General features: G+C 58.5%; 9 protein-coding genes and 2 pseudogenes. 4 read left to right on the top strand and 7 right to left on the bottom strand.

The annotated features are described in order from the left end of the window. Positions 1-213: 213 nt before the first annotated feature. Together BMY29_RS19000 and BMY29_RS18995 are read left to right on the top strand one after the other, a co-directional pair. On the top strand, positions 214-1284 hold the full coding sequence (locus tag BMY29_RS19000) for an alcohol dehydrogenase catalytic domain-containing protein (protein WP_049989908.1): 1071 nt from the start codon (positions 214-216) through the stop codon (positions 1282-1284). Between the two features lie 168 nt (positions 1285-1452). Beyond that, the gene (locus BMY29_RS18995; protein ID WP_049989988.1) at positions 1453-2220 is read left to right on the top strand and encodes an IclR family transcriptional regulator; all 768 of its coding nucleotides are present in this window, start codon (positions 1453-1455) and stop codon (positions 2218-2220) included. A gap of 608 nt (positions 2221-2828) precedes the next feature. On the opposite strand, the gene BMY29_RS18990 is transcribed toward BMY29_RS18995, so the two are convergent. From BMY29_RS18990 to BMY29_RS21520, 7 genes and pseudogenes are all read right to left on the bottom strand, one after another. Beyond that, positions 2829-4289: a sugar porter family MFS transporter gene (locus tag BMY29_RS18990; RefSeq protein WP_049989907.1), complete on the bottom strand. Its 1461-nt coding sequence runs from the start codon at positions 4287-4289 to the stop codon at positions 2829-2831. Between the two features lie 871 nt (positions 4290-5160). Continuing rightward, positions 5161-5856: pseudogene (locus tag BMY29_RS20460) on the bottom strand (IS6 family transposase). A gap of 100 nt (positions 5857-5956) precedes the next feature. After that, positions 5957-6265, bottom strand: coding sequence for a hypothetical protein (locus BMY29_RS18975; protein WP_049989905.1), 309 nt, complete (start codon positions 6263-6265; stop codon positions 5957-5959). 1 nt (position 6266) lies between these two features. Continuing rightward, positions 6267-6962 carry a ferritin-like domain-containing protein gene (locus tag BMY29_RS18970; protein WP_143067743.1) on the bottom strand — a complete coding sequence of 232 codons (696 nt, stop codon included), beginning with the start codon at positions 6960-6962 and terminating at the stop codon, positions 6267-6269. A gap of 46 nt (positions 6963-7008) precedes the next feature. Then, a complete protein-coding gene (locus BMY29_RS18965; RefSeq protein ID WP_074854868.1) occupies positions 7009-7767 on the bottom strand; it encodes an IclR family transcriptional regulator in 759 nt (252 codons plus the stop codon). A gap of 368 nt (positions 7768-8135) precedes the next feature. Then, positions 8136-9659, bottom strand: coding sequence for a class I adenylate-forming enzyme family protein (locus BMY29_RS18960; protein ID WP_074854856.1), 1524 nt, complete (start codon positions 9657-9659; stop codon positions 8136-8138). 442 nt (positions 9660-10101) lie between these two features. After that, a pseudogene (locus tag BMY29_RS21520) lies at positions 10102-10507 on the bottom strand (hypothetical protein); the annotation flags it as partial. A 563-nt stretch (positions 10508-11070) separates the two neighbouring features. On the opposite strand from BMY29_RS21520, the gene BMY29_RS18950 reads away from it, so the two are divergent. Together BMY29_RS18950 and BMY29_RS18945 are read left to right on the top strand one after the other, a co-directional pair. Then, a complete protein-coding gene (locus BMY29_RS18950; protein ID WP_049989901.1) occupies positions 11071-11793 on the top strand; it encodes a fumarylacetoacetate hydrolase family protein in 723 nt (240 codons plus the stop codon). Positions 11794-12250: 457 nt separating this feature from the next. Then, on the top strand, positions 12251-13972 hold the full coding sequence (locus tag BMY29_RS18945) for an L-lactate permease (RefSeq protein ID WP_049989900.1): 1722 nt from the start codon (positions 12251-12253) through the stop codon (positions 13970-13972). Positions 13973-14189: the final 217 nt, after the last annotated feature.

The raw sequence follows: 14189 nt of genomic DNA, 5'->3' as shown, positions 1-14189 counted from the left end.
GCTCCTTGCAGTTGGCGGTCGCCGGTGCGGGTTCGAAGGCCCTGTTTGAAACGTGCAAACGTCACCGTCGCCCACTACTCCCGACGCGATGGTACCGAAGAGCCCGTGACCGACTCCGGCCCTTGGATGGGCGGCGACCGAACTGTTCGACCAGCGTCGTCGGTCGGGAGCGGGAGCAGATTTATAGTAGTCGTCAGACACCGTCGAGTGTACATGCAAGCCGTAGCACTCGTTCCGGACGGACCGGAACTGCGCGTCATCGAGACGGAGAGACCGTCTCCCGACGACGGTGAAGCGCTGATTCGGACGCTAGCGGTAGGCATCGACGGTTCGGACAGACGGATCGTGGCCGGCGAGATCGGCGGCGACGTTCCGGCCGGTGCGGACCATCTCGTTCTGGGACACGAGGCGGTCGGCGTGGTCGCGGACGCGAACGGAACCGGCCTGGCGGAAGGTGAGGTCGTCGCTCCGTTGGTTCGCCGGCCGGTCGATGCGGGGTCGCGGTTCGCCGAGAACGGCGAACTCGACGTGGCGCCACCGGGGACGTTCCACGAGTGCGGGATCACGGGGGCCCACGGCTACATGGCGGAGTACTTCACGGCTAACCCGGAGCACCTCGCCTCCGTTCCCGACTCTCGCGCCGAATACGGGTTCTTCGTCGAACCGGCGAGCCTGCTCGAAAAATCGCTCGAGCAGGCGTTCGCGGCGCGCTCGGCGTTCGCCTGGCGACCCGAGCGCGCGTTCGTACTGGGAAACGGGAACCTCGGACTGCTCGCGCTCGCTCGCTTAGCGACGGGCGACGAGTTCGCCCGGACGTACTGCCTCGGGAGGCGTGATCGCCCCGATCCGACGATCGATTTCATCGAAGCGGTCGGCGCCACGTACGTCGACTCGCGCGAGACGCCGGTCGCCGACTTCGCCGATACGCATGCGCCGGCCGATTACGTCTTCGAGACGACCGGGTACCCGAAACACGCCGTCGACGCAGTTCGTGCGCTGGCCCCGAACGGCGTCGCGACCGTGCAGGGCATCCCCGAGGAGTCCGACTCGTTCGCCGTCGATTGCGGCGCGTTCCACTCCGAACTCGTCGTCACCAACAAGGCGTTGCTCGGCGTCGTCAACTCTCGCCGATCCCACTTCGAGGCGGCAGCCGAATGGCTCGGCGACGTGCCGAAATCAGTATTGGACGACCTCGTAACCGGGATCTACGGGCTCGACGAGATCGAAGCGGCGTTCGCCAACTCGCCCGAGACGTTGAAGTCGGTCGTCTCGTTCGATCTATAGGCGATCTCGCGACGACAACCGCCGGGCAGGCGCCCGAGAACGGGCGTCAGTGACGGCAGTGTTATCGAACTCGTCCGGTACCCGTGGCCCTCGAATAGTTCTTGCATCCGGACAAAAACCGTTTGAAACACACGAACAATTTAGTGCTTGCATATGCTCATCTCACTCATGGCGGAAACGACGAAGCCGCGGACGATTCAGGCGGTGGGCATTACGCTCGAGATCATCGATTACCTGCACGAACACGAGCGCGCTCGCGTTACCGAGATCGCGAACGAACTCGGCCGGTCGAAGGGGACGGTCCACTGCCACCTGGCGACGCTGCTCGAGGACGAACACGTCATTAAGGACGACGAGGAGTACCGGCTCGGTCTCCGGTACCTCGAACTCGGCGAGAGGGTAAAAGATCGGCTGGGAATCTACGACGTCGTGACCGACGAACTAGACGACCTGGCCGCGACGTGTGACGAGCTCGTGCAGTTCGCAACGGAGGAACACGGCCGAGCGGTGTACCTCTACAAACAGGGCGGCGATCGAGCCGTCCAGACGGCCTCGACGGTCGGGAAGCGGGAGTACCTCCACTGTATCTCGCTCGGAAAGGCGATCCTGGCCCACTACCCGCGCGATCGCATCGAGGAGATCGTCGATCGGCACGGGTTACCGGCCTATACGGCGCAGACAATCACCACCCGAGACGACCTCTTCGACGACCTCGAGACGATCCGCGAGCGCGGCTACGCGTTCGACGACGAGGAGAAGATCGAGGGGCTGCGGTGTGTCGCTGCGCCGGTGATGGCCGGCGAGGACGAGGTCCTCGGCGCGGTGAGCATCTCCGGCCCCTCGCGCCGGATGACCGGTGATCGGTACCGCGAGGAGCTTCCGGACATGGTCACCCGTTCCGCGAACGTCATCGAGATCAATGCGAAGTTCTCCTGATCTCAGTCCGTTTGCGAGCTTCAAACGGCGTTCGGCGGCGCCGGTCCGACAATAGGAATGCGACCGCTCGAGACGAGTAGAGTCGGTTCCACGGACGAGGCGGCGAAATCGGCGAGACCGTCCGCGTTGATTCGATCGCTCGATCAGCCCGATTGCCGGCGAATCGCAGCCGTCCGCTGACGTCCTCCTCAAAGGAGTTTCCATCGCAATATTTTGCAGGATTGTGATCGTATTCAATCCTCACAAGATGATTTACATTCATATGGTTGTAATTTGGGTGCGCCGTTTTCGATCGCCGCCTGGTCGTCCGAGCGCGAATCGGAGTCGGAGCGACGACGTTTGACGGTCGCAAACGCCTCGTCGTTCGCGGCGAGCGGCGGCGATTTTGAACCGCGGGCGCGAGACTGGCTGCCGACGCGAAACCGTCGTCCGTTGCGGCGCTTCGGACGACCAGTGTGTGGCTACTCACTGCAATGGGGACCGGAATACTCGATCGACGGGGACGGGCGACAATCGTTCTAAGACAGCAGTCGAGAGACCGCGAAGCCGTCGTTCTCCTCGTTCGAGTTCGGGAGCCGGTGTGGCCCGGCTGTGTTCGCGAGGAGCGGTTAGTCGTCCGCTCGATCGGCGCGGTCGGCGATCGACAGCTCGTCGCCGGTCACCGCCGTCTCGCGCAGATCGGCCTCGATCTCCTCTAAGCTCCGTCCCTTCGTTTCCGGTACGAAGACGTACGCGAACGCGAACGCCGCGGCCGTCACCCCGGCGAACGACCAGAAGGCGACCGTGGGACCGATTTCGAACAGCGAGGGAAAGAGCTGCGCGACGAGGAAGTTCGAGAGCCAAAGGACGAGCGTGACGACGCCCATCGCCGCACCGCGGACGTTGAGCGGGTAGATCTCGGAGATGAGCAGCCAGAACACCGGCCCGAGGCTGAGAGCGTGGCCGGCGACGAACAGCATCAGGCTCGCGACCGCGATCGGGCCGATCAGTCCCGACATCCCGGGGAGGTAGTAAGCGCCGCCGAGGACGGCCAGCGTCACGAACATTCCGACCAGGCCGACGAGCAACAGCGGGCGGCGGCCGACGCGGTCGAGCAGGAGGGCCGCGACGATCGACAGGCCCACGTTGATGGCGCCGACGCCGATCGTGCCGAAGATCGCGGCGGTGTCGCTGTACCCGGACGCTTCCAGAATCGTCGGCGCGTAGTAGACGACCGCGTTGATACCCGTCGCTTGCTGGAAGATCGCGAGCCCGAGGCCGACGATCATTACGGGACGGATCCAGGGCTTGAGTAGCTCCCTGAAGCCGTCCTCTTCGATCGCCGCCACGCGCTTGATCTCTCGAACCTCCGCGTCGATGTCAGTACCGTTCCTGATCCGACCGAGCACGGAGCGCGCCCGTTGCTCTCGATCCCGCTCGACGAGCCAGCGGGGGCTCTCCGGCAGGAAGTGGATCCCGACGAGCAAGACGAGCGCGGGAACCATCCCGACCCCGAGCATGAGACGCCACGAGAGTTCGGCGTCGACGATCAGGCTCGCCAGGGCGTAGTTGGTGAGATACGAGACGAAGATGCCGCCCGTGATCATGATCTGATTGAACGTCACGAGCGACCCCCGGATCTTCGGCGGCGCGATCTCGGAGATGTACAGCGGTCCGACGACCGACGCGAAGCCGATTCCGAGTCCGTCGAGGACGCGCCCGACGATCAGGATCTCGACGGTCGGCGCGATCGTCATGAGGAGCGATCCCGCGAAGAAGATGACGGCCCCGACCAGAATGAGGCGACGCCGTCCGAGTCGGTCGGCCAGGCGACCGCCCAGCGCCGCGCCGACGATCGCACCGGCCATCGCACCGCTGACGATCAACCCTTCGACGGTCGAGCTGGCGAGGGGGTAGCCGAACAGCGCGGTCAAGTCGAACGTATCCCGGATGTAGAGCATCGCACCGGAGATGACGCCGGTATCGAAGCCGAAGAGCAATCCGTTGAGCGCGGCGAGCGCTGCCGTGACGACGACGAATCGACCCGTATCCTCATCCGCACCCGGGAAGAGTCGTTCGACGACGCTCATCGGTGGGTCACACCTCGGCGGTCGAGCGTCGCCTTCGTGAAGCCGGTCTCGTCTGGTATCGAGATTGAGTTCAGCTGTCGCGTCTCCTGGCGGTCGTTGCGATCGGCCGATCCGATCGCTGTTCTGGCGGCATAGCGTTGGCTCATGGTTGGTGGAGGTTGTCACTCCGATCGAATTGCGCGTGGCACGTTCGACCGATTCACGGACAGGAAAAATAGTGATGAATACGCAAATAAAAGTTTTGGTACGAAGTCAGTACAAAGACCGAATTGAGGAATTCGCTCTGCCAGAAGCCGATTGAATCGTCAATTGCGGCGGGATTCAGAACGAATTCTATTGGTCATGTGATAGACTTGGGTCGTGTAATGTAAATCAACTGTGGGTATCAGAAGAACCATCAATGATATGTTTCCTAATTGATCGATAATCTAAACAAAACGGGAAATCGATCGCCAATACCTCTCCGTTACACGCTATTTGGGCGCCGGATCTCCGTATACACTCAGCTGCGTCAACAACCGACCGCTTTATCGTTTCTATCATTGACCGACTGATTTCGTTCACCCATTCGAAAACACATATACGTAACCACTCAGACACGGATTGTTGGTCAAAAGTAGCAGATTGTGGTCAGCTTTCTTCAGGGACCGGTCCGGTCGAATGGGGCTGTTTTGGTACCCTAACTGGTTATGCAAACTAGTTGGCCTAACCAATATGTCTTATTTCCCCATCTTGGTCAGAAGCGAGGTTCGGGCTTCAGAGGTACTGACCCATCCATTACGCCGAACGAGTTGCCCTAGAGAACTAGGTCAGACGGTTAGGCTAAATAGTTGTCCTATCTGTGAATTCTGATTAGAGGTCACTGTCTGGTTTAGCGCCTTCGCTGGCGTCTGTCCGTCAGTGATTGGTGCGGTCACTGTGCTATAATAATGTACTAACTGTTCAAGTCACCCTCTGACGCTCACCCAACTACTGACCCACAAAGTATGGAAGCGATCAATCCGCACTTTGAGGGTGAGAAACCATTTTTCGATGCGGTATCGGTCGATATAGTCGAGCTGACCGCTCAACCCTACTCAAGAGAGGGCAGTCAGATAGCCGTCGCCATCGACAAGAATCACTGTGTCGGAGAGGTCGTGTTTTTCGGCCAATTTGTGCAGGAACGTAGCAGCTGGATTGGTACCTCGTTATCCGAACACTGCGACATCGAGAATACGCCGTGAGTCCATGTCTATTGCAGCGTACGCCCAAGATCAGTCGCCGTTAACCTTGACAGCTATTTTACCAATAGCGGTCTGTGGCGGCTTCGCCGTCCTCAGAACGCGTCGCGTTCTGATAGGCCGCACGAGAACTTCGCTCTCGTAGACGTCGGCGGGTCTGAGACGCTGTCAGCCAGCCGATGAACCCAGTGCCAGATTGCTTGATGAGAACGTTTTACACTAATCAAGCGCAGAATTGCTTGTGACTCCCGGAGCGAACACCCTAACGGGCATCGCCGTCCGCTCACGCTCCAAGATTCATCAAATTCCGCCGCGTAGCACCCACTGAACAGGTCTGCGGGCGGCATGGTCAAACTTTCACATGTGTTTTAGTCGCTGTGGAGTCCTGATACTCGCTGAGTCTGACCATATGTCATTCTCTACGCAATCCGTTTTGATCAAGACTATTTATCGGAGTACACGAATATCCGGATCCCAACTGCCTAGTTCCCATCTGTCTCCATACCGGCGTTCAACGACGTGGAACTCCGTACCCATCGTTTCCAGATATTGTACATTGATCTGTATCTGCGTCACGATGTCTTCACCGTTTCGCTGTTCGGTTTCGAGCTTGATTACGTCTAGATCCTCAAGTTTGGTGAGGCCAGCGGAGGAACAGTCCTCGAGGCCCTCCAGATTGACTTCTGGCGGAGACTTGGGATCAATCGTCGGCTGCCGTTCTTCAGTTTCGTTGCTCGGCGTGTCTTGTGTGGTCATATTATGCGATTGACTCCTTCAACTCATCCGCGTTGCGTTCGTATTCGACACCATAGAGGTCGTACATACTCTTACAGGCGGCACGATTGACTTCCATTACTCGCTGTTGAATCTCCTCGTTGGTCGCGTATCGGAGAAGAATTTTCCGACCGACGTTGAGGTGGTTCGGTTCGTCGAGGTCCGCTGAGTGTAATACTTCTTTCGTCCGATCGTCGACGACATCGTTGTCGACGAGAGCTTGGAACAGCTTCGGGACGAACCGTTCGATACCGACCTGCTGACACGCGGCGAGCAAGACCGGGTTCTCGTGGTCGTACACTGTGTGAAACATTTCGACCTGTTCATCCGTCGGTTCGTACTTGCGTAGATCGGGTTCACCACCGAGCTCTTCGATTCGGTTCGAGAACAACTTGGCATGTTTGAGTTCGTCCCGAGCCATATTCGCGAGCTCGACGACAATATCAATATCTGCAGTTACATCGCCATCGTTCAGTTCATAGAGTCGGTTCATCTGCTTCGCCGGCGGATACATCCCGAAGTAGAATTCGTTCCACATGAATGACTGCAACATCCGAATCAGACTCTGACCTTCCATTCTCATATCCGGGGTATAGACAGTTTCAGCGAGCCGGTCGGCTTCCTTTTCGGTTTGGCGGCTGAGCCGCTTGGTAAACTGATCGCTCGTAAGCTTGGGCATACAGAATAACTATTCGTCCCCACCGTAAAATAATTATCGTCACATATCAGTTACCATACTTATAGTTCACAGTGATGGTGTTCGCTGTTTCTCGTATCTTCCGCACCAGGTCGTTCTGATACGACGTATCTTCGAGTCGTCCCGTCGGGCAAACGACGCCGATAGATCCGAATAATCGTCCGTCGATCAAAATAGGTACTGAGACGACGCCCATTCCGGGGACCTGTTGATCCCAATCGACGGCGTATCCCTGATCGCGTATCTGATCCAATTCAGTCCGTAGCGTCGCCGGATCAGTGATCGTCTCGTCCGTGACCTGTTCGAGGTGCCCATCAAGTATTCGTTCGAGAACGTCTTCGGGGAGGTGTGCCAGGAGGACTTTCCCCGCTGCATGGGAATGCAGCGGCGTCTCCATCCCTGGATACGTTCCGAGATTCAAGGACTGATCTCCTTCTTCCTGATGGACGATTATCGATTTCGATCGTTCTTCGATATTGAGATTCACGAGTTCACCTGTTTCCATAGCTACTTTTCGCAGTTCCGGCTTGGCGATCTGAAAGAGGCGATTCCGTTGTCGCATTCGTCCACCCATTGAGAGGAATTTATAGCTAATTCTGTACTTACCGTCTGCTTGGACGACGTATCCTGTGGATGCTAAGGCTCGAAGGTATTCATACACGGTACTCTTCGGGAGATCCATCTGCTCGGCTACTTCCGTCGGTCCGGCACCGTCGACGGTCCAGAGGACATCTAGCACGGCGAACGTTCGTTGAATGGTTCGCAGCGGTGGTCTACCTTGACTCATGGTGTGCAGATCAATAGCAATCACAATAAACTGTTCGGCTATTTCGGACAGTTCTACTCGCCATCTATCTCTGCTAGTTGTTTGCATCCCCTGAAATCTTCTCCCTCTTGTTTCTGTTCGACCAAATCGGACAGCTTTCCACCCTTATTATTACAACCATACGATTGTAATTGATATGGGCTTCCGATGACATTCAGACGCTACTACAGCGACGAGAGCCGAGCTAGGAGTCCGACATGTTCAAACAAGCATTGCGGCGCGATAGAGCTGTCTCTTCGATGGCTGATGCTTTGCCATGACTGACGGTGCTATCTTGAATGATACGCGCCTACCATTCGACGTGTTCTCGATCGAAACTTAGGATGAGATCACTCTTGATTCTGGAGCTTATACCGCATGATTTTCCCGCTTGGATTACGCGGCAGTTCCGAGACGAATTCGTACACTCGAGGGCGTTTGAAATTCGGTAGTTCGTCGTTCTCCAAACACCACTGATCTAACTTGTTGGCCGAGAGCCCGTCCGAGACGATGTATGCTTTCACCTTTTCTCCCCACTCCTCATCGGGCACACCGACAATGCCTACATCAGTGATCTTGGGATGGGAGGCTAACACATCCTCCACGTTTGCCGGATGAATATTTTCGCCTCCGCTAATAATCATATCATCTGTCCGTCCCGTGATAACGATGTTCCTTTCGTCGGTCTCGTACGCTGCGTCACCGGTAAAGAACCACCCGTCCTGAATGACTGCTTCCGTCTGCTCCGGTTTGTTCCAGTAGCCGTCGAACGCAACTGGCGACTCCGTGTTCACAATGAGTTCGCCTTCAATACCCGGATCGACTGTTGCATCCGGATCGATCGCACTGACGTCGACGATACGCGTTTCGAAGAACACGTTCGCCGGGCCTGCCGTCGTCGGATCGTCTCCCTTCTCGAGGGCCTCGTACGCGAGCGTACCGTACGCCTCCGTCGTCCCGTAGAGATTCGCGACGTGATCCGGCTCGAACACGTCGATGACCGCTTCGAAGACGCTGCTACTCATCGGTGCTCCCGAGAACCCAACCGCGCTGACGGAACTCAGGTCGACTTCCTCGATTGTGTCCGTCTTGAGGTATTGGTGGAAGATAGTCGGCGCCTCGTGGAGCGCAGTGACATCCCATTCGGGAATCGCTCGAACGCATTGTTCGGGATCAAGCTGGGGCTGACAGAGATATGTTCCGCTCATCCCCAGGACGTCACAGAGAACACCATGTAGCCCGACCGTGTGATACAGCGGCATAACTCCGAGGATGGTCTCGCCGAGGTAGTATCGCTGCCCCATTGCATTCACAAGCGTTCGAGCAGTCGTTGCTCGATGATCGAGCGGAATTCCCTTTGGATCGCCAGTCGTTCCGGAGCTATACAGCATCACGCTCGGATCGTCTTCCGTGACCTGAATCGGCGGTTCGGTGGAACTCACGTCGAGCAGCGATTCAAACGAGGTCCCTCTGTCCGCTGGATCGTCTCCCACATAGATCAGCGGAACGTCAAGATCACCCGCTGCTGTTTCGACTGCATCCTTCGAGAAGGTATCGTACAGCAGTAGCTTTGACTTTGAATTGTTGACATGGTACGTCACGCCGTCTGCCGAGACACGAAAGTTAAACGGAACCGCGACAGCACCGATCAGTTGCGTTGCGAGAAATGTGATGACGTGCTCTGGACGGTTCCCCATACAGATCGTGAGTCTATCACCCGGTTCGATGCCCCGCTCTTCAAGTCCATTCGCGACTGAGTAAACCGCCTCTGCTAATTCCCGGTAGGTGAATGTTTCGTTAGTACCGAGATTGACGACTGCGACTCGATCTGGAGTTCGTGCGACTGACTGTTTGAACAAGCGCGGGAAGAGCATTATACCCGGTGTGATAACAACTGTCGTAGAATATATTTCCCCACCCCGTGGCAATATTCTCCGCTATATGGCGGGTTATAATACATCTAAACCTTCATAACTCCCCGTGTTACGTGATACCTGTGCACATGAACCGGCGGAAAAATTATTACAGCGGTAGAGCAGGAACGCCTTTTGCCGGGTGTTTAGTTAGCTCTGGGGAATGAGAACACGGCAATTATCGGTATAGGCCGTCCGCTTTCAGGGCCGATGATCCCGTGGGCAAACTCACAACATCGGACTCGAAATTACGACTGAAGAAGAAAATGCGACAAGATGCCGATCAAGAATTCGATTACGTTTCGGTCGATACAGAGGCCAATCCCTCTGAAGCAGCCATAGCGTTACCTCGAATCATCGAACAGGACGCCGCCTCCCTAATTACTAGATCAGTACCTTGTTATCCGAACACTGCGATATCGAGAATAAGCGGTAAATCCATGCCTATTGCAGCGTACGCCCAAGACCAGTCGGCGTTAATCTTGACAGGTTTTCACCAATAACGACCTGTGACGGCTTCGCCGTCCTCAGAACGCGTCGCGTTCTGATAGGCCGCACGAGAGCTTCGCTCTCGTGGGCGGCGGCGAGTCTGAAACGCTGTCAGCCAGCCGATGAGCCCAGTGCCAGATTGCTTGATGAGAACGTTTTACACCAAACAAGCGAAGGATTGCTTATATCTCCCGGAGCGAACAGCCGGTTGCGTGAAGCCGGACGGCGAACACCCTGACGGGCGTCGCCCTCCGCTCACGCTCTCAAGATTTATCAAATTCAGCCGCGTAGCATTCGCTGAGCAGGTCTGCGAGCAACATGCCAAACTCACTCTCTGACCTGCTCGTTCCTCAAACTAGCCTAACTAGACGATGCCGATCAGAGCGACCACTCATCATCCCTTTACTCGGTTAGTCCGATGAGTTAGGCTGATGGGAAAGACTACTTCGAGAGATCGGCTCCCTATCACGTTATCCTCCGTCTTCACTGGTTAGACTAACTAATCAACCTAACTGAATTTCCCAACCTGAACGACTTCTCAGTTAGAATCTCTCTTCTTCGAAGGGTCACGGAGATGGGCTGTAAGCATCGCCTAGATGCTAAGCTCAACCGATTATACTAACTAGTTAGGCTTGTGGATATGTATAGGGAAAGATCCCAACTCTCATAGCTAACGGGTCTGCATATTCGAGAACACTTTCGATATAGGATTTCGTGGCTAGCCGACGTTCGGAACGGCGTACCGCTGACGGCGCGCGATCGCTCGCGTTCCGGATCGCGATCACGGCTCGCCGCTCGCGCATTCGTGTCCGTGTGTCATCGTCGGCGAACATCTCCGAAATCGAACCGGTAAACCTACCCTCTTGGACTCGTCACACCCGATATGCGACTCGCACGGATCGCGACTTCCGACGGACCGGTTACTGGACGGTACGAAGACGGTATCGTGCGGACCGATGATGGCACCTACGAGGTGAGCGCCGACGGCGACTTCCTTCCGCCCTGTGATCCCTCGGCGCTGTATTGCGTCGGGCGCAACTACGCGGCGACGTTGGACCAGATGGAGTACGAACGGCCCGAAGAACCCGACTTCTTCATCAAACCGCCCGCATCGCTCCTGGCACACGAGGAACCGATCATCTCTCCCGCATTCACGGACGAACTGACCTACGCCGGGGAACTCGCGGCCGTCATCGACGAACCCTGTCACGACGTCTCCGAAGACGAGGTCCCGGCGGTCGTTCGCGGCTACACGATTATGAACGACGTGGACGCGCTCGACCAACAGGGCCGAACCGCACGGAAAGCCTTCGACGGCTCCGGGCCGCTCGGCCCGTGGATCGAGACCGACGTCGATCCGACCGACATCGACATGTGGACCGACGTGAACGACGAGCGACGACAGGACGCGAACACCGAACTGATGCTGTTCGATCCGTACGAAATCATCTCGTATCTCTCGAAGCGATTCACGTTCCGACCAGGCGACGTCGTCGCGTTCGGGAGTCCCGCGAATCCCGGACTCATCGAACCCGGTGACACCGTCGAAATCACGTACGAGGGCGTCGGAACGCTCCGTAATTCGGTCGTCGGCCGAGACGAGTGAGCGGTCGAGCGCTCGCTGTCGGTCGACAGGGGGTACCCGGACGGAGTCTTGGCGGGCTCTCGTAACGGCTTCAGGGACGGCAACGGAGCGACGGGCACCATCACGGTACGGGACCCGTGCGGTATCTGACCCTCCAGGTGTCAGAGATCCGATTCTCCGCGCTCCACGAGCGGACTCTGAGCGTGGCGATGACGAACGACTGCTTCCCGATAGCGTGCGGTCGGTGTCCGCACATTTCCCCAGTTGTATCCGGGAGTCATATTTGAGCGTTCTCCCCTTCATTCGCCATCGGATGCGTTGGACGTATCACCATCATCTTTATTAATTCCATTATGATACGTGCGTGTGGGGCGTTCGCAATGTACGGTAAGCCAGGGATATCACTCGATTCGAATCCGGGTACAGGGAGTGCAATCGTTCGGTCGGCCGGTTTTGCGGGGGTGAGTGAGACGTGGTGATGGAGACCATCGCTGCGGCGTTGCCGCTGCTGATCGTCGCCGTTCTGATCGTCGGGCTGCTGTGGCCGGCGACGCGCGCGATGCCGATCGCCTGGCTCGTCGCGCTCGCCGTCGGGTACCTCGTGTGGAACAACCCGCCCGAGTATCTCGCGGCCGCGTCGATGGTGGGCGTGATGACGGCCCTCGAGATCCTCTGGATCGTGTTCGGGGCGCTCGTCCTGCTCTATACGCTGATGCAAGCCGGCGCGTTCGAGCGGATCAATCGCGGATTCGCGACGATATCCGACGACCGGCGCGTCCAGATCGTCCTTCTCGGCTTCCTGCTCGCGACGTTCATCGAGGGCGCCGCCGGGTTCGGGACGCCCGCCGCGGTCGTTGCGCCGCTGTTGCTCGCGCTCGGCTTCCCGGCGCTCGCGGCCGTGATCGCGGCCATCATCGGACACATCATCGCCGTGACCTACGGCGCGGTGGGGACGCCGATCATCGTCGGTATCCAACAGCCGCTCTCGAGCGTCTCCTTCGCGCAGGAGGCGATCGAATCACAGGGGATGACCGTCGCCGAGTACTCGGTCCAGGTCGCCGCGTGGGCGGCGACGTATCACGCGCTGGTCGGGTTCGTCATGCCGTTGTTCGCGGTCGGAATGGTCGTGTACTTCTTCGGTGAGGAGCGATCGATACAACCGGCGCTGGACGTCTGGCCCCTCTGCCTGTTCGCGGGGGTCGCGTTCGCGATTCCCTACTGGCTCTCGGCCTGGTTCCTCACCGCCGAGTTCCCGTCGCTGATCGGGTCGATGGTCGGCGCCGCGATCGTGGTGCCGACGCTCAAGGCGGGGTACTTCCTCCCGGACGAGAAGTGGGACTTCCCGCCCCGGGAGGAGTGGCCGGACTCCTGGGTCGGGACGATCGAACCGGGCGAGAACGGGGCCCAACCCGGGGCCGCCGCCGACGGCGGTCGATCGATGTCGCTGTTCAAGGCCTGGTCGCCGTACCTCTTCCTCGTCGTGTTGCTGGTCATCACCCGCGTGATCGACCCCATCACGGAGTTCTTCAACAGTTCGCTGTTCGTCATCGAGTGGGCGAGTATCCTGGGGACGCCACACAGCGCGGCGATCGCGTGGGGACACGCACCCGGGATGTGGCTGGTCGTCAGCGCGCTCATCGCCATCCCGCTGTTCGGCATGAACGGCGACCAGGTCGGACAGGCCTGGCGCGAGGCCGCCGAAAAAATCGTCTCGCCCTTTATCGCGCTCGTGTTCGTCATCGCGATGGTGCAGGTGATGCTCCTGTCCGGCGAGGCGCCCGGCGCGCCGGCGGTCGGGAGCATGATCGAGGTGCTCGCCGTCTCGACGGCGAACGCGTTCGGACCGGTCTATCCCGCCATCGCCGCGTTGATCGGTGCGCTCGCCGCGGCGATGACGGGGTCGAACACGGCGTCGAACATCACCTTCGGGACGTTCCAGTTCGAAGCGGCGACGGAGCTGGGCCTGCCGACCCAGATCATCGTCGGTGCCCAGGCCGTCGGCGGCGCGATCGGGAACCTCGTCGCGATTCACAATCTGGTCGCGGCGCTCGCGACGGTCGGCCTGGTCGGCCAGGAGGGGCGGGTCATGCGGCTGAACCTGATCCCGCTGGTCTACTACGCGGTGTTCGTCGGCTTCTGGGCGATGGTCTTCGTGTACGTCATGCCCGACGTGCTGCCGTCGGTCTTCGACGTCTTCTAGGCGATCGGCCGACCCGCGGTCGGTTTTTTCGTTTTCGTCCGCCCGGCACTCAGTTCGCGTCCGGGTCGCCGAAGCGATGAGCGACTCGAGTACCGCGCGAAACGAATTCGAGGCCGAACGTAAAATCAGCCGCTATCGGTCCGATCGCGTCCGCCGGGAACCGTAACCGACGGGACTCAAGCGGAATCGAGGCGGTTCGGAGCCCAGAAAAGCCCGA

It is taken from the genome of Natrinema salifodinae, from assembly GCF_900110455.1.
Lineage (GTDB): Archaea > Halobacteriota > Halobacteria > Halobacteriales > Natrialbaceae > Natrinema > Natrinema salifodinae.
Note: the sequence above shows the minus strand (reverse complement) of the source record. Positions and strands in the feature narration are given on the sequence as shown.